Here is a 26,661-nt window from a genome sequence, read left to right on the forward strand (position 1 = left end):
TATAAGATATTATTGATTAATGGAATATTCTAACATTCTTAACATAGGAATTTTAGCACATGTTGATGCTGGTAAAACTACTTTAACCGAACATTTATTATACCATACAGGAGCTATAAGAAATATAGGAAGTGTAGATAAAGGTTCTACTGTTACTGATAGTTTAGCACTGGAAAAAGAACGTGGAATTTCCATAAAAGCAGCAACCACTTCTTTTATTTGGAATAATACCAAAGTTAATCTGATAGATACTCCAGGGCACGTAGATTTTTCTAGTGAAGTTGCAAGAACTTTATGTATAGTAGATGCTGTTGTTTTAGTTGTTTCAGCAGTTGAAGGTGTGCAAGCTCACACTTTAACTATTGCAGATGCTTTACAAAAACTAAAAATTCCGACAATAATTTTTATTAATAAAATTGACCGACAAGGAGCAGATACTGAGAGTATTTTAGAACAAATAAAAGATGAGCTTCAAATTAAAACTGTATCTATCTATACCAGTCAGCACGAAGGATTAGATGCTGCTTGTATTAATCCTGTTTTTCATAATATTTTAGTTCCCAAAGAACAAAAAGAAACCATCACAGAAGAACTGATTGAAACTGATGAAAACTTGTTAGAACAATACTTAAACGGTCACACCATTACTGATGAAACCTATATAAAATCTATTGTAAAAAACACTTCCAAAGCTTTAATTTCCCCTGTATTTGTTGGAATTGCTAAAAACAACATTGGTGTAAAGGAGCTATTAGACGGATTAACAAGTTTCATCAAACCAGATAAGAATACTACCACACAAGAAATTTCTGCTTATGTGTACAAACTAGAACACCATAAAACTCATGGTGTTATGGCACATGTAAAAGTTTTTTCGGGTGAGTTATCCTCTAAATCGGTTGTTTATAATCATACCCAATCAGTAGAAACTAAAATAAACCAATCGAAAGTTTTTCATCATACCAAACATATTGACACTACTATTAAAACTGGTGATATCGGAATTATTACAGGTGTTGTTGATACAAAAACAGGAGACATTCTTGGCAACCCCGAAGGAATTCCAAAACTTCCCGAATTAAACACACCTGTTTTGAGTGTACAAGTAATACCTTATAATGATAAAGATTACAATGCTTTAGCGCAGGCTTTACAAATCATAGACAGAGAAGATCCAACACTACAATTTAAATGGCATAAACCCGAAAAAGAATTATTATTGTTACTAATGGGAGATATGCAAATTGAAGTGCTTACACATGTTTTATTAGAGCGATTTTCAATACCAGCTACTTTTACAGAGCCTCAAATTGTTTATAAAGAAACCATAAGCAAAGCCGCAGAAGGTTATGTTCGTTATTGGATGCCTAAACCTTGTTGGGCAATCATGACTTTTTTAATTGAACCTGCTCCTCTAAATTCTGGTGTTAGTTACCAATCTATTGTTTCTAAAAATGATATTCATAACAAATATCAAAATGAAATAGCCAGAACGATTCCTAAAGCTTTAGAGCAAGGTTTACTTGGTTGGGAAGTAACCGATGTAAAAATAACATTGATTAAAGGAGAAGATCATAATGTGCATTCAAGACCAGGTGATTTTAACTTAGCTACTCCAATGGGAATCATGAAAGGTTTACAAGCTGGTGGAACACATTTACTGGAACCTTTAGTTCGCTTTGAAATAAAAACCAATGAAGAGTTTTTAAGTAAAATTATATCTGAACTTACTACGAGAAGAGCTACTATCAACTCTCCTACTTTTCAAAACGAAATGATGCATCTTACAGGAACGATTCCTGTTGCTACTTCTTTAGATTTAAGTATTAAATTAAATACTATTTGTAGTGGTCGTATACGTTTGCGAATGATTTTTCATGGTTATGACGTGTGTCCTGAAGGAGAAGGAAAGTCAAGACCTTTTAAAGGAGTTAATCCATTAGACGAAGCTCAATGGATTTTACATCGACGAGGTGCTTATAAAGCTGACGAACGAGTGATTTAGTTTACCTTATTTACTTCACTCAACACCAAAGAATTAAAAGCTTCTCCCTCACTTATAAAGTGACTTTTTATAGAGATATAATTAAGAGAATCAACCTTTCCTTCTAAACGCATATAATCTTTTTCGGTGGTTAGTATGATTTTTTCTTGAGATTGCAACTCATCAAAATTTTTCTTGATAGTTGTAATATCTTGATTCGTAAAATTGTGATGGTCAGGAAAGTTTAGATGCTTGAAACTTACTTTCTTTTCTTTCAAAAAATTCAATAAAGGAGTCGGATTCGCAATTCCCGTCACTAACAATACTTCTTTATCTTTCAAATCATCAATTGTTAACTCATTTGTTCCTTTTAAATTCTCATCGTAAGCTATTGTTGTAAAGAATACTTTTTGATATGGCTTCGGATTAAGCTTTCGTACTATCTTTTCTTGCGCTACTTCAGATAAATTTTCAGGACATTTCGTAACCACAATCACCTTTGCTCGTTTAGCTCCTCTCCTACTTTCTCGCAAATTTCCTGTAGGCAATAAAAAATCATCTACAAATAAATCGTTGTACTTTGTTAGTAAAACATAACTACTCGCCGTTACTTTTCTATGCTGATAAGCATCATCCAACAACACTATTTCTGGCGGATTATCACGCTGTAACAATTGTTGAATTCCGTTCGTTCTATTAGCATCCACAGCTACGGTAACATCTTTTTTAAACTTCTTATAAAACTGTAAGGGTTCATCACCTACATCTTCAGCAGTATGTGTGTCATTTACTACTTGAAATCCTTCTGTTTTACGTTTATATCCACGACTTAAAACTGCAATTCTATAATTATCTTTTAGTAAACGTATCAAATATTCAATCTGTGGAGATTTTCCTGTTCCGCCTACACTCAAATTACCAACAGCAATTAAAGGAATATCAAAAGAAGTAGATTTTAAAATGCCTACATTAAAAAACCAATTACGAATCCTCGTAATTACATCGTACAAAACAGCAAACGGAAATAATAAAAATCGAAGTAGCTTCATTACATCAAAAGTAATAATTTAAGCATTAATCTACAGGATACTTTTATTTTCATTTTTCTACTTTGTAACTTTGCTATAGTAAATATTTTGAAAACATACCCAAATGCAAATAAAAGACGTCACCAACTATATTGAACAATTAGCTCCACTTTCATATGCTGAAGATTTTGATAATGTTGGCTTACTAATAGGAAACTATCATACTGAAGTTACTGGAGTTTTAGTTACGCTAGATACTCTTGAAGAAACTGTGGATGAAGCAATTGCTAACAACTGTAATCTTATTGTAAGTTTTCACCCTATTGTGTTTAGTGGTTTGAAAAAAATTAATGGTAACAATTATGTAGAACGCGTTGTATTAAAAGCTATTCAAAACAACATTGCTATTTATGCTACACATACAGCCTTAGATAATGTAAACAATGGAGTTTCAGCTAAAATGGGAGAAGTTTTAGGGTTAGAAAACATGAAAACTTTGATTCCTAAAAAAGGAATCATCAAAAAACTAACAACTTATGTTCCGTTTGCAGAGGCTAACAATCTTCGTAAAAAATTATTTGAAGCTGGCGCGGGAAATATTGGGAATTATGATAACTGTTCTTTTAATGTAGAAGGAAAAGGAAGTTATAAGGGCAACGAAAACTCAAATCCTACTATTGGAAAAAAAGGAGTATTGATGTTTGAAGAAGAAACCTGTATTACAGTAACATTTGATTCTTATTTAGAAGGAAAAATACTTACTGCTCTTTTTAAAAATCATCCGTATGAAGAGGTTGCCTACGAAGTTATTACTCTTGATAATCAAAACCAACACGTAGGAATGGGAATGATTGGTGAACTCCCTTCAGCAATGAATGAAAAAGACTTTTTGTTGTTTGTAAAAGACACCTTTAAAACAGGGTGTGTACGACATTCTGAGTTACTTGACAAACCTATTAAAAAAGTCGCCCTACTAGGAGGCTCAGGTAGTTTTGCTATTAAAAATGCTATACGAGCAGGTGCTGATGCTTACATAAGTGCAGATTTTAAGTACCATGAATTTTTTAAAGCTGAAAAAAACATCTTACTTACTGATGTTGGACATTATGAAAGCGAACAATTTACAAAAAATCTTTTAGTTGATTATCTTAGCAAAAAATTTAGTACTTTTGCAATTATTTTAAGCAAAAAAAGTACAAATCCAATACACTATATTTAACAGATGGCAAAAAAAGAAGTAACGGTAGAAGAAAAATTAAGAGCGTTATACGATTTACAGTTAATCGATTCTAGAATTGACGAAATTAGAAACGTTCGCGGTGAATTACCTTTAGAAGTTGAAGATTTAGAAGATGAAGTTGCCGGATTAAACAAAAGACTTTCTAATTTAGCTGAGGATGTTAAAAATTTAGAAACTGATATTAGTAATAAAAAGTTAGCGATTGAAGAATCAAAAAACTTAATTACTAAGTATGAAGAACAACAAAAAAATGTTCGTAATAACCGTGAGTTCGATTCTTTAACTAAAGAGGTTGAATATCAAGAATTAGAAATTCAATTATCTGAAAAGAGAATTAAAGAATATAAAGCTAAGATTGTTCAAAAGAATGAAGTTATTGGTAGCACTAAAGAGAAATTAGATAGACAAGAAGCTCATTTAACTCATAAAAAAGGTGAATTAGACGCTATTTTAAAAGAAACACAAAAAGAAGAGCAATTATTAAAAGAAAAATCTGAAGAGTTTGCTGAATCTATTGACAAACACTTGTTAACAGCATATAAAAGAATTAGAACTAAAGTTAGAAACGGGTTAGCTGTTGTTGCTATTGAGCGTGGAGCTGCTGGAGGTTCTTTCTTTACTATTCCTCCACAAATACAGTTGGAAATAGCTAACCGTAAAAAAATTACAATTGATGAACACAGTGGTCGTATCTTAGTAGATGCTGCTTTAGCTCAAGAAGAAAAAGAAAAAATAGATAATTTATTTGCTTAATATTTTTCTTAAAATATATACAAAGCCTCCAAAAATTTGGAGGCTTTTTTATTGCTATCAATTTTGATTGTAAAATTAGTAACAATTAAAAATCAAAGCTCCTCACTTTTCACCTAACGTTACATTTTCGTATCTTGCATTCTGCTTATGATACAATTTATATTAAATAATCAGGTAATAAAAACTACAGCAAATGCTGGTATTACCCTACTCGATTTTATTAGAGAACACCAACAGTTAAAAGGCACAAAAATAGGATGTCGTGAAGGTGATTGTGGTGCTTGCACCGTTCTAATCGGCGAACAAAAAAACGGTAGCCTTAGCTATCAAAGTATAACTTCGTGTATTTCTCCTTTAGGGAATGCTAACGGAAAACACATCGTTACGATAGAAGGCATCAATTTACCAAAAGAGCTGAATACCGTTCAAAAAGCAATGACCGATAATTATGCGATGCATTGTGGTTTTTGTACACCAGGTTTTGTGGTATCTATGACTGGTTATGCTCTTGACAGTAAACAAACAACTTCTTGTAAAGATGCTGTCAGCGGAAACATTTGTCGTTGTACAGGGTATAAATCGATTGAAAAAGCAGGTTTTGAAATAGAGCAAAGACTACAACAAAAAGATAACAACCATCAAATTGACTGGCTAATCAAAGAAGGATTTATTCCCAATTATTTTGAAACTATCCCTGAAAAATTAGCACAAATACAACCAAAAACCTTTGATAAAGTTATAGCCAATCATGAATTTGCAGCCAAACAAAATAATGCCTTGTTATTTCCTGTAGGAAAAATTTGGAAACAATATAACGAGCATGAAAGTAATACCTCTTTTTTGTATAGTTCTGATAATTTTCATCCATCAACAGCAGGAAGTTTTTTAGCAGCCTTAACTATTTTTCATCAATTACACCCTACAAAAAACATCCAGCAGCTTCCGTTTAAAAAATACCAAAAATGGGTAGCTGATAAAGGCTCTTTTGATTTTCTAACACAACTCATACAAAAGCAATAAATAGTTAAAATTTCTCCTACTCTTTACCTTTCAGCAAGAAAAATAACAATGTCTTAACAGACCGTTTACGCTCTCTTCACTCATAAAAACAATTAGTTTATAAATTTGATAGTTAATCAATTAACTATTTCTGCAAACTAGATTCTATAAGAATTTATACACCATTAAACTAATTTAACCCCCATGAGAAAAACTATTCTTTTTGCCTGCTTCTTATTAGTAGGAAGCCTTATCAAATTACACGCGCAAAGTGTAAACCCTTCAAAAATCACTTATGCTCCTAACGAAACTATTACTGTCAATTTTTCAAACGGTCCTGGCAATGCAAAAGACTGGATTGGTATTTATCACCAAGGAGATACCCCTGGTCTTGTAAGTTCTATTGATTGGTTGTATGTAAACGGACAAAAAAGCGCCACTAAAAAACTTAAAAATGGAGCGGTTACCTTTTCAGCTGGTTTGCCAAATACTGGAACTTACAATGTGTATTTTTTACAGAATGACGGATACACGATATTAGCCTCTTCAAGTTTTACGGTAGGTACAGAAACTCCAACCTGTACTCCTATTTCACAATCTGGATGGAGTTTACAGTATGTAGACAGTCAGGAAACATCGGGTGAAAACGGAGTAGCTACCAATGCCTTTGATGGCGATACGTCAACTATTTGGCATACCGAATGGAATGCTAGTCAACCTACGCACCCGCATGAAATTCAAATTAACTTAAACGGTATATACGATGTTTGTGAGCTAAAATACTTACCTCGCCAAACAGGAACCAACGGTACCATTGCCGATTATCAAATTTATATAAGTGATACTCCTTCTAATTGGGGAACAGCCGTTGCGACGGGAACCTTTGCTTCCAATCAAACAGAAAAAACGGTTGGTTTTCCTAAAAAACAAGGACAATATGTGCGTTTAGTAGCCACTTCTGATATCAACGGTGGAAATTATACCTCTGCTGCGGAGATTAACATCAGCGGTACCTTAATTCAATCGGGAGCTCCAGTAGCTAACTTCACTTCAAACACCACTTCTATTATTTCAGGACAACAAATTTCTTTTACAGATAGTTCAACGAACAATCCTACCTCATGGAATTGGACATTTGAAGGAGGAACACCTGCTACGAGTACTGCTCAAAATCCAGCAGTAACCTACAACACCGAAGGAACGTATAATGTTACTTTAACTGCAAGCAATACTACGGGTAGCCATACCATTACTAAAACAGGTTATGTTACTGTTCGTAACACGAACAGTCTTAAAGTATTGCAATTTAATATTTGGCAAGAAGGAACTTCGGTACCTAACGGAATGACCTACATTAGAGATGTTATTGCCAACGTAAACCCAGATATTGTATGTTTTAGCGAAGTAAGAAACTATACAGGTGATTGGACAACCAAAATTGTAAACAACCTTGCGGCTATTGGCTTAAACTATCACAGAGGTTATGCTTATGGTGATGTTTCTATCATTAGTAAGTACCCTATCACCTCATCGGGTACCAATCTTGGTGCGATTTCGGTTTTTGATGTAGATGTAAACGGACAAAGTGTTGTGGTAGCAACGGCACACTTAGATTATACGCATTACGCTAACTATCTTCCAAGAGGATACAACTGTGGAGGTTCTTCACCTTATAGCGGATGGAGTAAAATAGGAGCTGCAAACCAAGATCCACAACCCGTTACCGATCCTGCTATCATTACAGAACAAAATTTAGGTTCACGAAGAGATGAGCAAATTGCTGCCTTTATCAATCATGTAAAAAATGAAACTCGTCCGGTTATTTTAGTCGGTGATTTTAACGAACCTTCGCACTTAGACTGGACAGCAAGACAAGCCAATATGTTTGACCACCACGGAGTGGTATTCCCTTGGCATACGACTAAAACTTTAGAAAACAATGGTTTTGTAGATGCCTTTAGAGAAGTATATCCTGATGAAGTTGCCAATCCTGGTATCACCTGGCCTTCTGTAGCTACAGGAGTTGGAAGTACTAGTTGGACACCAGAAGCTGACGAAAGAGATCGTATTGACTATATTTTTTACCGAGGTGCTACCCTTTCTGCAACCAGTGCTGCTCTTGTAGGTCCAAAAGCTTCGTATGTTAACAATGTATCGAGTATCGCAAACACCCAAAACGATACCTTTGAAGCTGATCAATTATCGTGGCCTTCTGACCATAAAGGAGTAAGTGCTGTAATTAACCTATCTGCAAATACTGCTGCTAGAACGTTTGAAACAACCGATAACACTTCACAAACCAATAATACCTTTAGCATATATCCAAACCCTACAAAAGGTATGGTAAAGATTAAGTGTGAAGACTGTACTCCGTTTACCTATACAGTACGAAACTTTTTAGGACAAACAATTTTACAGCAAACCGCTACACAAAACAATGTGAACATCAATTTAAAATCAGCACTTAAAGGTTTGTATTTTGTTGATGTAAAAACCAAAGAAAAAACAGCTACCTATAAAGTTATAAAAGAATAAAACACCCCCAAGAAGCTACTACAGAAATAGAGAAACTTTGATACCATAAAATCCCAAGTTCCTAGCTTGGGATTTTTTACTATATTTAGTTCTCAAAAAATGAAAAGAATAAAATTGCTAAAAACTTCTGCTTATCCTACCTAAAAAGGAGTATAATGGTAAGTTTATTCTGTATATAAACTAGTTACCTACAATACTGAAAAAACCGTGACAGAAACAGGATTAACTGTATTAAACTCAATTATTAGTGCTGGAATTGGAGCAATTTCTGCGTTAGCAGTAGTATTGATTGAAGGAAGACGAGAGAAGAAAAAGGAAAAGCAAAATGAATATGATACTTATAAAAAGTATTCAAAACCAATTATGTTCGCAGCGGAGACTTTAGCCTGGCGAATTAATGAAATATTGACCTTTAATGCTGCTTTTTTATTGCCAGACGCACCTGAAAATGGTTTTTTTAAGTACAAATTTGACAGCACGGTTTATCGACTTTGTGCTTTAATTGGATGGATTAGAGCTGCACAAAAAGAGCATTCATACCTCGAAGGGTTTGGAAATACGAAAAACGCCAAAGTTCGAGAATCTATTATTTCCCTTCAAAAAGTTCTTGCGGATGGCAGTCAAGTCGAAGTTTCTATAATTGAAGAACTATCAAAACTTTACAATATTCCAATCAAGGAATTATCCGATAAGGTAAGGTCAGAAATTGGAGTTGAATGCGAACGAATAGTCTTTAAGTACATTCCAGACCAAGTTAAAAAGAACGTGGCTCTTTTAAAAGACAAGGAGCAGTTGAAATTAGTGAACGAAGTAATTGATTTGATTTGTGAAAAAACGCAATCAACTAAACTAGAAAAAAAAGAAATAAAGAAGAAACTGGATATTGCAATAGACGAAATTGCAAGAGAATTCTGTTGGATTTACAGAGACTGGCAAAACGCTATTGGCGATGAAATGCTGATAAAATTAAATGATAGTTATCGTTATTATGACGTCATTGGATTTTCAGCCTTTATGGACAAAAATGCAGAAAATGTTTGGCTACAAAAAGTGAATAACCTTTTTGCCAATTTAGACATTTCAATTGATAATAGATTTGATTCAAGAGTTGGACAAATTAAAGATATTTATATCGCCCTAATTAATTTGATTCAAGAGTTGAACAATTCCATTGAAGATGAGCAGGCAATTTCAAGTAATAGTTTGGACAAACTGTCTCAATATTCAGCGGAATTAAAGAAACAGCGGGGAAAAGTACTGTAGGTAACATTGTATATAAAAAATAGCGCAAGTTATTGATAATAAAATGGTTTGGGTGTTTTTGGAAAGTCGCCAATTTTTTAAATTTGACGATTTCCAAGTAAAAAAAATAAATAGTAAAATTTAAAAATTCGGCTTATGTTCGTCCGAAAAGTTATCGCTTGATTACTGCGCTACTTTTCATATACGAAGCCGTTGTAGCTAATTTGACCAAAAATGATAAAATCTCTAATCCGTAAATTATTTCTTTCCGAAGAAAAACGAAATGAAATTATAAATGACCTGAAAAGCAATCCGAATTTCAGAACTAAAGAAGAAATTGAAAAAGACGGAACTGACTCAATCGAGCCCGATTCCTCTTTAGAAAAAGGTAAAGTTCAATCAATATTTTCACCTGAATTGGGAAATCAAAAGGGTTTGACTTTAGCAAAATGGTATTTTAAGCCAGGAGATATTGTCAAGAGAGGAGACATTGTCTGTGAAATAGGGAATGAAAATATTACAATGGAATTTGAAAGCTTTTACAGCGGAAAAATAATATCCACGTGCAGATTAAATCAAAAACTAACAAGCGGAATAGAACTTTTCAAAATAGAAGGAATATAAAAAACTAGCTACAACAATGTCTAAAAATAATAGCGGTTTAATCGCTAAAACAAAAATATATAAATATAAAAAAGGTCTGTATTTAGCCGAAAAGTTAGTGTGTAAAAATCCGCTACTATTCTTATACTAAACGTTGACAACAATTTGAAAAATGAACTGGAAAAAATACGAAAAGGAAATATTTGAAATTTTCAGAAATGAATATCCAGATGCCGAAATAACTCTCGATGCGAAAATTGTTGGCAGATATTCCAAAAGAAGCAGACAAATTGATATTCTAATTGAACAATATGTTGCGGGAAATAGATTGAGAATTGCAATAGATGCAAAGTTTTTTAATAAAAAAATAGATGTAAAAACCGTTGAAAACTACATCTCTATGTTAAATGACATAGAAGCACATAAAGGACTTTTGATTACGAATGTTGGATATTCACAGACTGCTTTAAATCGAGCTTATTATGACCCGACTGACATAGAACTTGACATTTTGAATTTTGACCAGTTAAAGGAATTTCAAACAGAATATGCTCTGCCCTTTGCTGGAAATAATGCTGTTGACCTATTCGCTCCATTTGGTTGGGTTATAGATGCTAGAAGTTGTCCGAATTGGTTAGCTACGCTTTATCAAAGAGGTGTTGAGTTTGATGTTGAAATGGACGAATGGATGTATGTAAACTTTTGGAACAGAAAAGAAAATAATGACACCGTTGATGACTTATTAAAAATTCAAAAAGACGGATTTGAACAAGATAATTATGAGGTTGAAATCGAGTATTTAAATACAATAAAAAGAAAAGACTCTAAAGTTGTTTTAAGAAAGGTCAAATACAAGAAACATCCAATTCCTGAATATACTGGATTTGTGGAATTTGAGGATTTCATATTTTTTATCGTTATGTTTTCACCTGTCGAACTATCTAACAAAAATATAAGGAAAATGGAAAATATTTTGACCACTATAACACCTAGGAGAATTGAAATAAAAACTGGTGGCAATAACGTATAACCGCAATTACGACGGATTCTACTATTTCTAAAATTCTTTGGTTTGTTACATTTTTAGTTATTAATTGTTTAAATATCTACTACTCTTTTAAACCTATTTACCTATAGATATTATTTTTTCAAAACAAAAAACGCAGTTAACTGCGTTTTTATGTATATTTGACCAAAATAGTCGTATGAACAATGATTTAGTAAGAGAAATGGGCTACATCGCTTTAGCAACACGACTAAAGCGAATTAGTGATAAAATGACCCATAGTACGCGGTTAATGTATCGAAACTTAAATATTGACATAGAACCTAACTGGTATTTAGTTTTAGTAATCGTACAACAAACCCCCAATATTTCAGTAATGGAGATTGCTGAAAAATTAGGTTTTACGCATCAGTCAGTAATTACGATTACCAACAAAATGGTAAAAAAAGAGTACTTACAAGTTTCAAAAGACGAAAAAGATAAAAGAAAAACCGTTTTTAATTTAAACCAAAAGGCAGTCGAAATTCTACCCAAAATAGAACAAATATGGGGCTATGGTAAAGAAGTAATCTATGAGTTACTCAATGAAGATATATCCATTATTGAGCATTTAGAGGTATTAGAATCCAATCTCGAAAAAGCATCCTTTGGCGAAAGAATACTAGAAAAAAACAACTAACAATTCATATGAAAAAACACAACTACAAAATAAAAGTTGAATGGACAGGAAACGAAGGTAACGGAACCTTGAATTATAAGTCGTATAAGAGGGATCATAAAATTATAGCACCCGGGAAATATGGCGAAATAAAGGGTTCATCTGATCCTTCTTTTTTAGGAGACCAAACACGATATAACCCAGAAGACCTTTTTTTATCTTCCCTATCTGCTTGTCATATGCTTTGGTATTTGCATTTATGTTCAGTTCACAAAATCATCGTAACTGACTATGTAGATAATGCTACAGGAATTATGGAAGAAACTGAAAATGGAAGTGGAAAATTTACGGAGGTTACCCTCAATCCAATCGTGAAAATCATTGACGAAAATATGATTCCTAAAGCTAACGAACTACACCATGAAGCAAATAAAATGTGCTTTATTGCTAATTCTTGCAATTTCAAAATAGGACATAATCCAAACACATTGGTGGGATAAAAACCAACTAGTAACAATATATAACTCTAATTCCGAATAGATTCGACCACGTCCGAATTTATTCGGAATTTTTATACTAGCACCAAACAAAAAATTAAAGTATCTTTAATCCGACAATTACCGGTTATACAAAATCGCTGTCGCAAAAAAGAAAAAGTAACCTTATGAACACACCTATTTTAATCGCTAATATCTTAACCTTATTAGCCTTCTTTATTCATACTTTTATGGGCGACAAAGAATTGAAAATAATTGAGCCCGAAGACGATCCAAAACATTTAAAACGAGAAAAATGGACCATGGCGAGAAGTGGTTGGCATTGGATTTCGTTTGATTTATTGTTTGCCTCAATTGGACTTGGACTTATCAATTTTACCGACTATTTAGAAAATGAAACCCTGTTACTTCAACTATTAGCCATCTACTTTTTTGGATACGGAGTTGCTTGGTTGATTGGGATAACAATTTCTAAAAAATTTCCAAAAAACTATTTAAAATTAGGACAATGGATGTTGTTGTGGCTAATAAGCGGACTCATTTATTGGGGAATACACTAAATAGCTACGCTAAGTTCAGCAGATATATAAACTTGTCATCAAAAGCTTCATAAAAGACATTAAATAAAAATCATGAAAAAAGTAATTCTATTTCTCTCATTAATAACTATTGTTTCTCTCACTAACGCTGTTAACGCACAAGAAATCAACTCCTCTGAAATAGACGCTCTTGTAAATAGAGCATTAGCTTCAACTCCTTCAGTAGGAATTGCAGTCGCTGTGGTGAAAGATGGAAAAATAATTCATTCGAAAGGATACGGAGTTAAATCTATTAAAAACAAAGAAAAGGTAGACGAAAACACTTTGTTTGCTATTGCTTCAAACTCAAAAGCATTTACGGCTGCTACCCTTGCAATATTGGTTGATGAAGGAAAACTGAAATGGGAAGATAAAGTGATTACTTACATTCCTGAGTTTAAAATGTACAACGATTATGTGACCGCTAATTTTACCATTCTTGACCTTTTAACCCACAGAAGTGGTTTAGGGTTGGGCGCTGGAGATTTAATGATTTTTCCTGATGGATCCAATTTCACAATCAAAGATGTAGTGAATAGTTTTCAATATCAAAAACCAGTTTCTGCATTCCGTACCCAATACGATTACGACAACCTTCTATACATAGTAGCAGGAGAAGTTGTAGCTCGAGTTAGTGATATGCCTTGGGCAGATTTTGTACAGTCAAGAATATTTAATCCGTTAGGAATGAAAAATTCTGCTCCTATAAGTTCCAAATTAGCCAAAAATGCAAACCTAGCATTCCCGCATGATTCCGAAGGTAAAAAAATAAAACAATTGGCTACTTACCATAACGATTTGGTTGCTGCTGCTGGTGGTATTTACGCAAGTGTACACGATTTAACCCAATGGATGCTTGTGCAACTAAACAATGGGAAATATGGGAAAGAGGTATCCAATCAATTGTTTTCTGAAAAACAACAAAAACAAATGTGGAAACCACATACCAACTTAGGATTCTCCACGAAACCTAACCCAATAACCCAGCAACATTTTGCAGCTTATGGCTTGGGTTGGTTTATTGCAGATAAGCAAGGAAAAATTGTAACTAGTCATACAGGTGGTTTACCAGGTATGCTATCAAAAACGGTGTTAGTTCCTGAACTTAACTTGGGAATTGTGGTTTTAACAAACTCCTTACCTGGAGGAAAAGCATACAGTGCTATTCCTGAAACAATATTGGATTCATATTTAAAGATTGAAAAACGAGATTGGGTTAAAATATTAGCGGATCAAACAAAAGCTACTGGGCAAAAGTCAGATTCTGTTACTACCAAAGTTTGGAAAACTGTTGAAAAGAACAAATCAGTAAGCATAAATTTAAACAACTACTTAGGAACCTATAAAGATGATTGGTTTGGTGAAGTAGAAATATCGTTAAAGAATGGAAAGCTTTGGTTTACCTCTAAACGTTCACCAAAGTTGAATGGACAAATGTTCTACTATAAAGCGACTACTTTTGCTATAAAATGGGAATATACAGACATGAATGCCGATGCGTTTGCTACATTTAATTTAGATGAAGAAGGCAAAGCAATGGGTATAAAAATGAAAGGCATATCTCCTAACATTGACTTTAGTTTTGATTTTCAAGATTTAGACTTAAAACGAGTTGAGAAATAACTAGTTTTTACCTAACCCCTATAAAAGCCCCCCGATTACTATGAAAAACAACAGATCAACTAAACTAGATCACAATTTTTTAACAGAGTATAAATTATCTACTGCTCCTCCTCCAACAGATGCTTTGTTCTGGAAAATGTGGAATGCCTGCCAAGACATTGCTAATGAAACATTGAATACTCAATTTATTCAAGAGATTAAATCAGGAACACTCAACCCTTTACATTATGGAGGGTTTAATATTAGTGACGCCTACTACTGTTTTAAAGGAGCGCAAGATTATCTAAATGCAATGGACAGAACTTCAAATCCAACTCTTAAGGCATTATTACACAAAAAATACAATAGCTATCAAAAATACAATGATACGTTTCCAAAAACATGGCGTATTAAAGATGCAGAGGGGATTGTACCTAGTGAGGTTTGTAAGTTGTATTCTAAATTTGAGTCGATGGTAGCCTCTCATCAAGAGCCTATTTACGCACTTATAGTAATGATACCTTGTGAATATTTATGGGCGTGGTTAGCCGCACAGCTATCTCCTACTTCTTCAAAAAATCTTTATGCTCCATGGATTACTGGCAACAATGACCCTAATGGTTCTTATGCGATGGGTAATTTTTTAGAGGAGTACCAGAAAGAAAATCCTATAGATGAAAAATTAGCAACACAGCTGTATACCCAAGCAATAACCTACGAATACCAAAATTTTAATACTGCTTTAAACAGTTAAAAAAAAGCTTCCTTGCTATTTTGTAAGGAAGCTTTTTTTAGCTAATGAAACCAAACAATTTAAGGTTTCATACATTTTTTCAATACCTCTTCTGCTCTTTCTTTATTGAATCTTGGATAAAATTTCTCCGTTATTTTTTCTTCTTTTCCTAACTCAATTGCTTTCTTGATATTATTACAAAAAGGTTTAGTAGGCTGCCCAAAAAAACGAGCCGCTCCCATATCAGATTCTGCTTTACTAAGTATAACTCTTGGATTATTAGGAGCTATTTTTAATGCTTTTTCATAAAGTCCTGCATTTTTCATTGACATAGTCATTCCATATTTTTGACCGTCATAAGCCATATAACCTACATGTAACAGAGCTTGAGTAATTAATATTTCAGGGTTTTCTGGAGAAATCGATTTTGCAGTATCTAAAAATTCTTGTGCCTTATTTAATTTAGCAATTAACGTTGCTTCTTCTTTTATTTGAAAACTTTCTAATATATAAATCATTCCTGCATAATAAGAAGGTAACCAGTTTTCTTTTTCTACTTTAGAAATACGTTCAAATAACTGAGCTGCTTCTGTAGTTTTATTCGTTTCCCATAACTCGAATGCCTTAGTCATTCCTTTTTCGTATTGACTTTGTGCTGATACATTTACAGCAAATACTATAGCTAAAAGTGTAATAATTTTTTTCATTTTTGATTTGATTTTAATTGATAGTTCAAATATCTTATGATTGCTATTGCTTACATAAAATACTATACTGAGTTGTTGTTTTTTATGACTGAATTGTTATAAGATTTAGATTTAAATCTACGTTCGAAATGACGAACTATGTAAACATTACGTCATTTCGAAAGAACGAGGAACGAGTGACGAGAAATCTTTTCCAAACTCTACTTCTAAAAACTCTTATAAATTGTTTAACTGATTATCTTTTTTATTATCACTAATTGTCCAAAAAAAACCCACAAAAAAGAAACTATCTACCGATGGTATAATAGCCTGTCGGTTGTATGTACCTGTTGAATTTGGTGTGTTTTTATAATTATAACCAAACACATTTTGTGTTCCTAACACATTATTTACTGAAAAATATAAGATTTTCTGTTGGCTAATTAAGTAAGCCCAATTCAAACTTACTGAATTGTAGTTTTTTGTTTTTTGGTTTAAAAACCCACCTTTATTAGGGTTGGTATAACTTCGTCCTGAAGCAAAACTATAACTCATTCCTACTTGACTTTTCCAATCTGCAATCCAATGCTTAGTTACCACCGACAAATTATGCTTTGATGCAAAATTAGGAGTAGCCTTATTTGGATAATTCTTATAATCTCTTTTGGTATCTAAAAACGAATATGATACCCAATAATCTGTGTTTTTTATATTTTTATTATCTCTCCAAAAAACATCAATTCCTTTAGAGAAACCTTCTCCTAGATTTGAGTAGTCGGTATTTGGATACGCTCTTTCTGTATCATATTTTACTAAATCTTGGTATTTTTTATAATACCCTTCTATTCTTAAGACTTGTTTATTTTTTACATATTGATAGTTGGCTATAAAATGGGAAGCATTTTCTGCTTTAAACTGGGTATTAAATTTTAAATATTCATTTTTTGGGTTTTGATAAAAGCGTCCATAAGCCAAAGAAAACTGAGTATTCTTTCCTGATTTGTATGCTAACGATGCTCTTGGAGAAATTGTAAATTCTTTTAACAACTTAGAATACTCTCCACGAACACCTAATTTAGTCGCAAGTTTTTTAGAAAAGAAGATATCTGCTTCTACAAAACTTCCTAAAATATTATTGTCAAATCCATAAACTGCATTTCCTTTCGTTTCACTTGAATAATCTTCAGAAAAGTCAGTTATAAAATACTCTGTTCCAAAATTAAGTTTAAACCTATTTGAAAATCGTTTTTTTACTGTTGCTTTAACATGTGCTGAATTCTCATTATCTACAACTTTATCTTCAACTATATTAATTTTTGAATTATCATTGTTAAACGACATCCCTCCAGAGATAGTCCAGTTATTGTGCAAATGTTGCTTATAAGACCCATTAAAATATAAATTTCTGTTTTTCAACCCAAAACGAAATCCATCTACATAATTAATATCTTCTTGAATCATATCAAATTCTGAATAACTATAAGCTCCATAGAGCTTCAACAGTGATTCATTAGTAAACCTAAATCGGTATACAACTTCACCATTTAACGATTGTACAGGTTTGTTCCAAGTATTTCTATCTGGAAATAATTTTTGATATGGTGCTAAATTGATATACGATGTATTTACGCTTAGTGAGTTTTTACCAAATACTTGAGTATTTCCCACCCCTAAACCAACGGTCATTAAAGATATATCTGTTTTCTCTTTTATTGCCTCATCATTGGTATTTAGTAACAAAACACTTGATAATGCCTGACCATATTCTGCTGAATAACCTCCTGTAGAAAATGTAATTCCCTTAAATAAGAACGGAGAAAACCGTCCACGAGTAGGAATATTTCGTGCAGAAGGGCTATAGGGTGTGAATACTCTAATTCCATCAATAAAAATTTGTGTTTCTTCTGCCTCTCCTCCGCGCACAAACAAACGTCCATCTTCACTTACCGATGAAGTACCTGGTAATGTTTGCAATGCTCCTACAAAATCACCTAAGGCGCTTGCTGTTGTTACTACATCTAAGGCTTTTAATGCAGTTACTTTTGCGTTATCTCCTGCTTCAAAAGTTCCTGCATTTATGGTTACGGCATCTAACGTATTCACATCTTCTCTAAGAATTATTTTTAAGTTTTTAAATGTTGAAACATCTGCTACTTTTCCATAGGTTTCAAACGAAATAAAAGATACAATCAATTTTTGCTGCCTTTTTTCTGAAGTTATAAAAGAAAAAAATCCTTTTTTGTCAGATGAAGTTCCATCATAAGTTCCTTCTAAATATACATTAGCTCCTTCTATTGAATTACCTTTAGCATCGGTTACTTTTCCTGATATAGTTGTTTGAGCAATTAATAATGTATGTATTAAAAAGCATACCGTAAATAATAAATGTTTCATTGTTGTTAGTTTTTGACACTACAAAACTGCTTTCTTTTCAAATTTAAACACAAAAAAAAGTACTCAACTGCATAATTTTATAGATGAATTGTTTTGTATATCTAAACTAAAGTTACTTAACTACCTTTATTTTTCTTTTCTTGCTTTTAATTATTCAAATCTTGCTAAATTTTAATACCTCAGACTTAAAATACTTTTCATAAAGTTGTATTTTTACATAGTATAAATTAACAATAATGGCACACGATTTAAGTGACTATAGAAAATCTTACAAAAAAAGAGAGTTACTAGAAAATAACTGTCCTGAAAATCCTATTGAATTATTTAGAGATTGGTTTTTTACTGCTGATGAATCAGAGATGGTAGATGAAGCAAATGCAATGACAATTGCTTCTATTGGACTGGATGGTTTTCCGAAAAGTAGAGTTGTTTTATTAAAAAAATATACTTGGGAAGGTTTTATTTTTTACACCAATTACAATTCAGAAAAAGGAAAGGCTATTTTAAATAACAACCATGTATGTTTATCCTTTTTTTGGGCTGGTTTAGAGCAGCAAATTATTATTAAAGGAAAAGCAGAAAAGCTTGCTGAAAATTTATCTGATGGGTATTTTGAATCAAGACCTGACGGAAGCAAATTAGGGGCTTGGGCTTCTAATCAAAGTAATGTTGTCACTTCACGTGAAGAGTTAGATAACGAGTTGGCTTCTTTTGAAAAAAAGTTTAAAAATCAAGAAATTCCAAGACCTAAGCATTGGGGCGGTTTTTTAGTAAAACCTATCTCTATTGAGTTTTGGCAAGGGCGTCCAAATAGAATGCACGATCGTATTCGATATAGCTTGCAAAAAGATTTTTCTTGGAAACTTGAACGTTTAGCTCCTTAGTTTTATATTTACATAGTATTTATATTTAAATGAAAACACTTTATATTGTTCGTCACGCAAAATCATCATGGGAATATGATAGCGTTAAAGATATTGACAGACCATTAAAAGAACGCGGCATTAACGATGCGCATCTTTTATCTAAATACCTAGCTAAAGAAATAAAAAGACCTGATGTATTTCTTTCTAGTAGTGCTAATAGGGCACTTCATACGGCTGTTATTTTTTGTGAGAACTTCGGGTACCCTTTATCCAACCTTAAAATAAAACGTCAGCTATACAGCTTTAGTGATGGTTATTTAGTAAAAACTGTTAAAGCTCTTGATGATAGCTTTAACAGTGCCATTGTATTTAGCCACGATCATGGCATTAATAGTTTTGTTAATAAGTTTGGAAACAAACCTATTGCACATGTAACTACTTGTGGGGTTATTGGAATAGCGTTTGATACAAAACACTGGAAAGATGTTAAAAAAGGAAATACCGTTTTAGTCGAATTTCCTAAAAACCATAGATAAATCAATAAATTTTGAAGATAAAAAAATACGGCGCTATTGATATTGGATCTAATGCAGTAAGATTATTAGTAGCCAACGTTATTGAAGAAAAAAATAAAGAACCTCAATTTAAAAAATCATCCTTAGTTCGGGTACCTATTCGTTTAGGAGCGGATGCTTTTGTTTCAGGAAAAATTTCAGAAGCCAACACTCAACGAATGGTTGATGCAATGCTGGCATTTAAGTTAATTATGAAAATTCATGGAGTAGAAAGATACAAAGCTTGTGCTACTTCAGCTATGCGAGAAGCAGAAAACGGTGAAGAAGTTGCTGCTACTATTTTAAAAGACACCGAAGTTAAAATTGATATTATTGATGGAAAAAAAGAAGCAGCTATTATATCATATACAGACTTAAATCAGTTAATAGAGTCTGATGCTACTTACTTATATGTAGACGTAGGAGGAGGTAGTACAGAGTTTACTCTTTTTTCTAAAGGTAAAATTATTAACTCTAAATCTTTTAAAATAGGGACTGTACGAGTACTTAACAATACAAAACCCGAAAATAAAGTACTTTTTAAAAAAATTCAAAAATGGATTGAAGAGAACACGAGTGATTACAGGCGTATTTCTTTAATTGGATCTGGAGGTAATATTAATAAGTTATTTAAAATGTCTGGCAGAGATGCTGGGAGACCTATTTCTTATATCTACCTAAATGCTCAATATCAATTCTTAAAAAAAATGAGCTATCAAGAGCGAATTTCAGAATTAAGTTTAAATCCTGATAGAGCTGATGTAATTGTTCCTGCTACAAAAATATATTTATCTGCTATGAAATGGAGCGGAGCAAGAAAAATCTATGTTCCTAAAATTGGACTTTCTGACGGAATAATTAAAAGCTTATATTTCAATAAGTTATAATTTTTTTATAGAAATTTTAATCGTCTTCAATTTTTGTACTATTTGTATAAATGTGACTTTTCATGCTTAAAAGGGTCATATGAAAAAGTGCTAAATATTCGCATATACAAATTTATAAATTATGAAAAAACTAATATTAGGGGTACTAATTACCACTGGACTAACTGTTTATTCTCAAGACTTACCTCAAAACCCAGAACCAGGAAAATGCTATGTTCGTTGTAAAACTCCAGAAGTGTGGAAAAATGAAGATGTTACTATTGAAATTGCTCCTGCTTATAAAAGAATCATAACACATCCTGCTGAATATAAAACTGTTACAGAAAGAGTTGTTTCAAAAGAAGCTGGTAAACGTTTAGAAATTATTCCTGCTGTTTGGGAAGATAAAATTGTTAGCTATCAAGCTAAAGATGATGCAAATAGTTTAAAAGTAATTAAAGCTACTTTTAAACCTGACGAAGAAGTAATTGAAACAAAAGCAGCTTCTGCTATATGGGAAATGAGTGAAAAAGCTCCAGACTGTGAGTCTAGCGACCCTAATGATTGTAGATATTGGTGTTATAAGCCTATACCAGCTCAGTTTGTCACTATACCTATAACTAAATTAGATATTGATGCAGCAACTCAAAAAACTGCAATACCTGGTTATGAAAAAACTTACACAAAGAGAGTGATGGTAACTCCTCCTACTACTAGAGAGTTTGAAATACCTGCTGTTTATAAAGAAATTACTAAACGTGTTTTGGTAAAAGATGCTTGGCAAGAAGAGATAACTGTTCCTGCTAAACAGAAAACTGTAACTAAAGAAGTTTTAGTTAGTAAAGGAGGTTTAACAACTTGGAAAGAAGTAGAGTGCGAGCTACTAACATACAACCCATTACCAATTAACTGGAACTTAGGTAGTGCTACCTTAACCTCAACAGCAAAGAAGCTTATTGATTCTAGATTATTACCTGTATTAAAAGATGGCGTTCAAGTTGAACTAGCTTCTCATACAGACTCGAGAGGGTCTAAAGCTTCTAATCAAGATTTATCTGAAAGAAGGGCTCAAGCTGTAGCGAACTATTTAATTTACAAAGGTGTAAATCCAAGTCAGTTAGTAGCCAAAGGTTACGGAGAATCTAAATTAAAAAATAGATGTTCTGATGGTGTTACTTGTACTGAAGCTGAACACAGGGTTAATAGAAGAACAGAATTTAGAGTTATTAATCAATAATAAGATTTAACTCTTATAAATAAAAAACGAGGTTAATTAAATTAACCTCGTTTTTTATTTATAACTGATTCAAAAAAAGGATAATAATATTCTGTTAGTAGTAAACCTTTTTTATAAGCTATAATTTTTTGCTTATGGTTTATAAAAAGTATTGTTGGATATGAAGATACTTTATATTTCTTTGCTAGCTTTTTATTTATTCCTAATTTTTCATTTTCTACTAAATCTTCATTAAAAGGGATGTCTGCCTCATACAAAATAAAGTTTTTCTCTGATAGTTTTTTAAATTTTTCTGTACTGAATAACTCTTTGTCTAGTTTTTTACAGGGACCACACCAATCTGAACCTTTGAAGTAAATTAACATCGGTTTCCTTTCTTCTTTTACTTTTTTTAGTGCTTTGTTGTAAGAGGATTCCCAGTTAGTAGTTTTTAAACTATCTGTCTTTTTTTCTTGGGAATAACTACTTATACAAACAGACATTACAACAACTAACAAAAATATTTTCTTCATATCTTAATACTATATTCAATAAAAGTAACAAAAATAATACCATTCTTATTAAACTGTAAGTGACTATTTAAAAAATATAGTGTCATACTAACAGGTAATTAGAGTAATCTCTTATTTACTATAAATACTCTAACAAAGTAATCAAAAAATAAAACCGAGCTATTAGCTCGGTTTTACTTTATATAGTTATTTTCTTTCTAACTCTAATTTATTTGTTTTTAACTCTTTTTGCATCCAACTCTTAAGTTCTTTTTCGTTTTTAACGACAATTGAATCTGCTAGTTTTTTGTTCCACTTTATAGATACTTTAGTAATTGTATCTATTTTAATAAAGTCATTAGAAGATAAAACCTTAGCTAAACTAATTTCTTTAATATCGTTATATCTAATTTTAGCTTCTTTACTAATCTTACTAAAAGGCACTGAGTTTTTGTCTCTATCTAACGCGTCTTGTTCAATTCTTTTATTCAGCTCTGTTATTGTTCTTTTAAGCTCTTCTATTTCTTTATGTAAACCTTTAATTACGTTATCTTTTTCATCTAAATCTGCGATAGCTCTATCGTAAGCATCTACTACTCTATCAACACTTTTAGCTTTATTCTCATTTACTACTAAACTATAAGAATCTATTCTAGGAAAGTTTTTCAATTCATTTCTTAAAAAAGATTCTGTTGCATCGCTAATATCTCCATTAAAAAACAAATTAATTGTTTTGTTCTTAACATCAATATTTTGGCGCTGTAACCACAAGTTGGGATTATCCATCACCTTTGTCTTTAAAAACTTTTCATAATTAGCGTTGATTATACTCTCTTTATAAACACCTATAAATGTAAAAACAGCTGGAACCATCACTAAAAAAGCAACAATAGATGCTATTCTTGCAATTCTTTTACGTTTTGCCGAGTTTACATAACGAATCATTGTAAATCCTAATAACTTCAATACTAAAAACGTAGCCAATGCTATAAAAATGGTGTTGATTGTAAATAAATACATCGCACCTAAAAAATAATCGAAGTTACCAACTGCTAAACCATATCCTGCCGTACATAAAGGTGGCATTAAAGCAGTAGCAATTGCTACACCAAAAATTACCGAAGCAATAGTTCCTTTTTTAGTTCGTGCTATAATTAATGCTAAACCACCAAAAAAAGCGATTAAAACATCTCTAATATCTGGTCTTACCCTTCCTAACAATTCTGAAGTTTCTTCACGAAGCGGAAATAAAAAGAAAAACAAAAAAGCTGTTAACAAACTTAACACAATCATTGTTGCTAAATTGGTAAGTGATTTTCGTAAAGTATCAATATCGTTAATAGCAATTGACATTCCTACTCCTAAAATAGGCCCCATTAATGGAGATATTAGCATGGCCCCAATTACTACAGCTGTTGAGTTGGCATTCAATCCTATAGATGCCACAAAAATTGAACAAATTAAAATCCATGCTGTAGCTCCTTTAAAAGAAATATCGCTTTTAATTGCTTCTATTGTTGCCTCTTGGTCTGTATCATCTCTAAAATCAAGTAGTTCTAGTATAAATTTCTTTATCTTTTCCCATAAGCCTTTTGCATCTTGCTGTATCTCTTGTTTAGATTGCTCTACTACTTTTTCTTGCTTATTTTCTTCCATAAATTTTATTTTTTTGTTAACGCTGGAAAGATACAAAATTCCAAAAATAGAAAAGATATAAAAAACGCTTGCGAATACAGAGATTACAGGCGTTTTAAATTTTGTTATGAAACAAAAGATTATTTAATTGCTAACCTATTTTTTAAACTTGACGATACCGCATCTTTATGTAATAAAACAGATATTACTTTTAATTTAAAATAAGGAATCGACATATATACATAGCTTTCATACAAATTTCATTTACAAAAATTTTAATACATCTGTAATACTAGGCATTGTTTTATATGCATCTAATCTTTGTTCTTCTTTTATTTCTTTATGCACCCATGTTGTGTAAAATGGAACATGAATTGCAGCAGTTCCTATTTCGATTAAAAGTATCACATCTTCTAACTTTAATGAGTTTCCTATCATTAAAAACTCTGAAAGATTAACACCCAATCTTTTTTACTAGTTTTTTCTAAACCTTGAGGAGTATCAATACTAATACTTTCTACTAAAGTTTCTATCATTTTATTTTTTTACTACTTACTATTACTCTTGTAATATGATAAACTCACTACGCCTATTTTGTGCATGCTCTTCTTCTGAACATGGATTACATAAGTTTAACGGTTGTGTTTCTCCATAACCTTTTACTGATAATCTAGATTTATCTATACCTCGTTTTACCAAATACTCCATTGTGGCATTTGCACGTTTAATAGATAAGACCATATTATGTGCTTCGGTCGCTCTAGTATCAGTATGTGATCGAATGTCTATTTTAAGATCTGGATATTCTTCCATTGCTGCCACAATTTTTTCTAATTCTATTTTGGCTTCCTCCTTAATTACGGCTTTAGCAAAATCGAAGTAGATATGCTTTACCTTCAATATTTTTGATAAGTCTGTGGTACTATCTTTAGCTATTTCAAAAACATTACGTACTAACTTAAAATCTTTTTCATAAACATTTTTCCCCTTAACTAAAAAGACATCTGTTGTTTCGTAATCTTTATTTTTTATCGTAGCCACGTGTGATTTAAACTTATTAAGTTTTGTTTCAAAAAAACCATTTTCATCTGTAGATACATCAAATTTTAGTATATTATCTTCACTTTCTATGGTTATTTTAGCATCAGATATAGGTTTTCCTGTTTCACTATCTACAATTTGTCCTGTAAATGGAGCTTCTAGTAATTCTTTAATTGGCTTAATTTCCTTTAAACTGTATATGTTATCTGTTTTTGAGCGGCTAGAGCTAAAAAATCCTTTTTTTGTATGGTTATTTATAGAGAATGCATAATCATCATAAGCTCCATTTATTGGTTCGCCTACATTTAACAATTGTCCTCCTGTTTTTTTAAGATCTATGTAAAACACATCGTAGCCCCCTAACCCAAAATGCCCATCGGATGAAAAATACAATTCGTTATCTTTTGTAACAAAGGGGAAAGACTCTCTTCCTTTGGTATTTATTTTCGCCCCCAAATTTCTAGGTTTACCTAATGATCCATCATTATTTATTTCTACTGCATACAAATCTGTTTGTCCTATTGATGTTGACATATTCGATACGAAGTACAACACTTTTTCATCTGGGCTCAATGTGGGATGTGCATTAGAATAGTTATCTCCATTTATAGACAAATCTTCTATATTATCCCATTTGCCATTAACCTTTGTTGCTCTATAAATTTTTAGCTGTACTGCCTTATTTTTAATTTCTTTTATTCTAGGCGTTGTATTGTTTCTAGTAAAGTAAAGTGTTTTTCCATCTTTGGTAATTACTGGAGAGCACTCATGCAGTTTTGTGTTAACCTCTCCTTTTAAAAGCTTTGGTTCTCCATAACTGTTTTTTTCTTTATTATAATCAACTTCATAAATATCTAAAAACGGTCTATCACTCCAAGCGTCAATATTTTTTTTCTTTCCTAAATTTCGAGATGAAGAAAAATATATTTTTTCTTTATAAACAAATGTCCCATAATCTATTCCTTCTAAGTTTATCGGTATAGGTTCTGTGTTATACCTATTAGAGTTTTCTGCTATAATTTTTAGGTAATCTTCCGATGATGTAAAATCATTGTTTAGTACACCTGACGCTTTTAAAAACTTATTGTACAAATGCGCTGCCTTCTTTTTTTTTCCTGATACTTTTAAGGTTTGTGCATACCTTAATAAATAATCATCCTCTAGCGATTTATCGTTCAGTTTATATAACTTTTCATACCATTTCTCTGCCTCTGTATACTTAGATTTAAAATAGTAGAGATCTCCTAACTTTTTAAAGAGTTCTTCAGATTCGTAGCCTGATTCGGCTACTTTTTGATATATTTTTGAGGCCTCAATAAATTGAAAGACTTCGTATTTTTTATCGGCTTTTTCTATTTGTGCTTTTTGGGCATATACACCTCCAAATACAAAGAGGCTTATAATGATGTGTAATATTTGTTTCATACATTAAT

Annotated in this window: 24 protein-coding genes; 17 read left to right on the forward strand and 7 right to left on the reverse strand. The window is 32.1% G+C overall.

Translation table 11 applies throughout. The annotated features are described in order from the left end of the window. Nucleotides 1-19 precede the first annotated feature (19 nt). A complete protein-coding gene (locus ACKTSW_RS03650) occupies nt 20-2,005 on the forward strand; it encodes a GTP-binding protein (protein ID WP_408023915.1) in 1,986 nt (661 codons plus the stop codon). Here the strand turns inward: ACKTSW_RS03650 and lpxK are convergent. Beyond that, a complete protein-coding gene (gene lpxK, locus ACKTSW_RS03655) occupies nt 2,002-3,033 on the reverse strand; it encodes a tetraacyldisaccharide 4'-kinase (protein WP_408023916.1) in 1,032 nt (343 codons plus the stop codon). The genes ACKTSW_RS03650 and lpxK overlap by 4 nt on opposite strands. Nucleotides 3,034-3,136: 103 nt before the next feature. Here lpxK and ACKTSW_RS03660 point away from each other — a divergent pair, with 103 nt between their 5' ends. The 12 genes from ACKTSW_RS03660 (at nt 3,137) to ACKTSW_RS03715 (ending at nt 15,479) form a co-directional block, all read left to right on the forward strand. After that, nucleotides 3,137-4,231, forward strand: coding sequence for a Nif3-like dinuclear metal center hexameric protein (locus tag ACKTSW_RS03660; RefSeq protein WP_408023917.1), 1,095 nt, complete (start codon nt 3,137-3,139; stop codon nt 4,229-4,231). A gap of 3 nt (nt 4,232-4,234) precedes the next feature. Next, on the forward strand, nt 4,235-5,005 hold the full coding sequence (locus ACKTSW_RS03665) for a zinc ribbon domain-containing protein (RefSeq protein WP_408023919.1): 771 nt from the start codon (nt 4,235-4,237) through the stop codon (nt 5,003-5,005). Nucleotides 5,006-5,152: 147 nt separating this feature from the next. After that, on the forward strand, nt 5,153-6,025 hold the full coding sequence (locus ACKTSW_RS03670; protein WP_408023920.1) for a 2Fe-2S iron-sulfur cluster-binding protein: 873 nt from the start codon (nt 5,153-5,155) through the stop codon (nt 6,023-6,025). Between the two features lie 183 nt (nt 6,026-6,208). Next, complete coding sequence (locus tag ACKTSW_RS03675; RefSeq protein ID WP_408023921.1) at nt 6,209-8,539, forward strand: discoidin domain-containing protein; 2,331 nt, start codon at nt 6,209-6,211, stop codon at nt 8,537-8,539. A gap of 207 nt (nt 8,540-8,746) precedes the next feature. Further along, a complete protein-coding gene (locus tag ACKTSW_RS03680) occupies nt 8,747-9,802 on the forward strand; it encodes a hypothetical protein (RefSeq protein ID WP_408023922.1) in 1,056 nt (351 codons plus the stop codon). Between the two features lie 213 nt (nt 9,803-10,015). Next, the gene (locus tag ACKTSW_RS03685; RefSeq protein ID WP_408023923.1) at nt 10,016-10,405 is read left to right on the forward strand and encodes a biotin/lipoyl-containing protein; all 390 of its coding nucleotides are present in this window, start codon (nt 10,016-10,018) and stop codon (nt 10,403-10,405) included. 151 nt (nt 10,406-10,556) lie between these two features. Further along, the gene (locus ACKTSW_RS03690; RefSeq protein WP_408023924.1) at nt 10,557-11,414 is read left to right on the forward strand and encodes a restriction endonuclease; all 858 of its coding nucleotides are present in this window, start codon (nt 10,557-10,559) and stop codon (nt 11,412-11,414) included. Between the two features lie 175 nt (nt 11,415-11,589). Next, the gene (locus ACKTSW_RS03695) at nt 11,590-12,069 is read left to right on the forward strand and encodes a MarR family transcriptional regulator (RefSeq protein WP_408023925.1); all 480 of its coding nucleotides are present in this window, start codon (nt 11,590-11,592) and stop codon (nt 12,067-12,069) included. A gap of 8 nt (nt 12,070-12,077) precedes the next feature. Then, on the forward strand, nt 12,078-12,548 hold the full coding sequence (locus tag ACKTSW_RS03700; protein WP_408023926.1) for an OsmC family protein: 471 nt from the start codon (nt 12,078-12,080) through the stop codon (nt 12,546-12,548). Nucleotides 12,549-12,712: 164 nt separating this feature from the next. Then, a complete protein-coding gene (locus ACKTSW_RS03705; protein WP_408023927.1) occupies nt 12,713-13,105 on the forward strand; it encodes a hypothetical protein in 393 nt (130 codons plus the stop codon). A gap of 72 nt (nt 13,106-13,177) precedes the next feature. Then, a complete protein-coding gene (locus ACKTSW_RS03710; RefSeq protein ID WP_408023928.1) occupies nt 13,178-14,746 on the forward strand; it encodes a serine hydrolase in 1,569 nt (522 codons plus the stop codon). A gap of 40 nt (nt 14,747-14,786) precedes the next feature. Next, the gene (locus tag ACKTSW_RS03715; RefSeq protein ID WP_408023929.1) at nt 14,787-15,479 is read left to right on the forward strand and encodes a hypothetical protein; all 693 of its coding nucleotides are present in this window, start codon (nt 14,787-14,789) and stop codon (nt 15,477-15,479) included. Between the two features lie 59 nt (nt 15,480-15,538). On the opposite strand, the gene ACKTSW_RS03720 is transcribed toward ACKTSW_RS03715, so the two are convergent. Together ACKTSW_RS03720 and ACKTSW_RS03725 are read right to left on the reverse strand one after the other, a co-directional pair. After that, complete coding sequence (locus ACKTSW_RS03720) at nt 15,539-16,165, reverse strand: tetratricopeptide repeat protein (RefSeq protein ID WP_408023930.1); 627 nt, start codon at nt 16,163-16,165, stop codon at nt 15,539-15,541. Nucleotides 16,166-16,381: 216 nt separating this feature from the next. Then, nucleotides 16,382-18,538, reverse strand: coding sequence for a TonB-dependent receptor (locus ACKTSW_RS03725; RefSeq protein WP_408023931.1), 2,157 nt, complete (start codon nt 18,536-18,538; stop codon nt 16,382-16,384). 236 nt (nt 18,539-18,774) lie between these two features. Here ACKTSW_RS03725 and pdxH point away from each other — a divergent pair, with 236 nt between their 5' ends. From pdxH to ACKTSW_RS03745, 4 genes are all read left to right on the forward strand, one after another. Beyond that, a complete protein-coding gene (gene pdxH, locus ACKTSW_RS03730) occupies nt 18,775-19,422 on the forward strand; it encodes a pyridoxamine 5'-phosphate oxidase (RefSeq protein ID WP_408023932.1) in 648 nt (215 codons plus the stop codon). 29 nt (nt 19,423-19,451) lie between these two features. Then, nucleotides 19,452-19,940: a SixA phosphatase family protein gene (locus ACKTSW_RS03735; protein ID WP_408023933.1), complete on the forward strand. Its 489-nt coding sequence runs from the start codon at nt 19,452-19,454 to the stop codon at nt 19,938-19,940. Between the two features lie 8 nt (nt 19,941-19,948). Beyond that, nucleotides 19,949-20,845 (forward strand): Ppx/GppA phosphatase family protein, encoded by an 897-nt coding sequence (locus ACKTSW_RS03740; protein ID WP_408023942.1) that lies wholly within the window; start codon nt 19,949-19,951, stop codon nt 20,843-20,845. A gap of 121 nt (nt 20,846-20,966) precedes the next feature. Continuing rightward, nucleotides 20,967-22,061 carry an OmpA family protein gene (locus tag ACKTSW_RS03745; protein WP_408023934.1) on the forward strand — a complete coding sequence of 365 codons (1,095 nt, stop codon included), beginning with the start codon at nt 20,967-20,969 and terminating at the stop codon, nt 22,059-22,061. A 41-nt stretch (nt 22,062-22,102) separates the two neighbouring features. Here the strand turns inward: ACKTSW_RS03745 and ACKTSW_RS03750 are convergent, their stop codons facing one another. The 4 genes from ACKTSW_RS03750 to ACKTSW_RS03765 form a co-directional block, all read right to left on the reverse strand. Then, nucleotides 22,103-22,573, reverse strand: a complete 471-nt coding sequence (locus ACKTSW_RS03750; protein ID WP_408023935.1) for a thioredoxin family protein — start codon at nt 22,571-22,573, stop codon at nt 22,103-22,105. Nucleotides 22,574-22,759: 186 nt separating this feature from the next. Then, nucleotides 22,760-24,208, reverse strand: a complete 1,449-nt coding sequence (locus tag ACKTSW_RS03755) for a DUF389 domain-containing protein (RefSeq protein WP_408023936.1) — start codon at nt 24,206-24,208, stop codon at nt 22,760-22,762. A gap of 243 nt (nt 24,209-24,451) precedes the next feature. Beyond that, the gene (locus ACKTSW_RS03760; RefSeq protein WP_408023937.1) at nt 24,452-24,625 is read right to left on the reverse strand and encodes an HAD family hydrolase; all 174 of its coding nucleotides are present in this window, start codon (nt 24,623-24,625) and stop codon (nt 24,452-24,454) included. Between the two features lie 120 nt (nt 24,626-24,745). Next, nucleotides 24,746-26,653, reverse strand: coding sequence for an OmpA family protein (locus ACKTSW_RS03765; RefSeq protein WP_408023938.1), 1,908 nt, complete (start codon nt 26,651-26,653; stop codon nt 24,746-24,748). Between the last annotated feature and the right edge of the window lie 8 nt (nt 26,654-26,661).

The sequence above is a fragment of the Tenacibaculum sediminilitoris genome (assembly GCF_964513795.1).
Taxonomy (GTDB): domain Bacteria; phylum Bacteroidota; class Bacteroidia; order Flavobacteriales; family Flavobacteriaceae; genus Polaribacter; species Polaribacter sediminilitoris.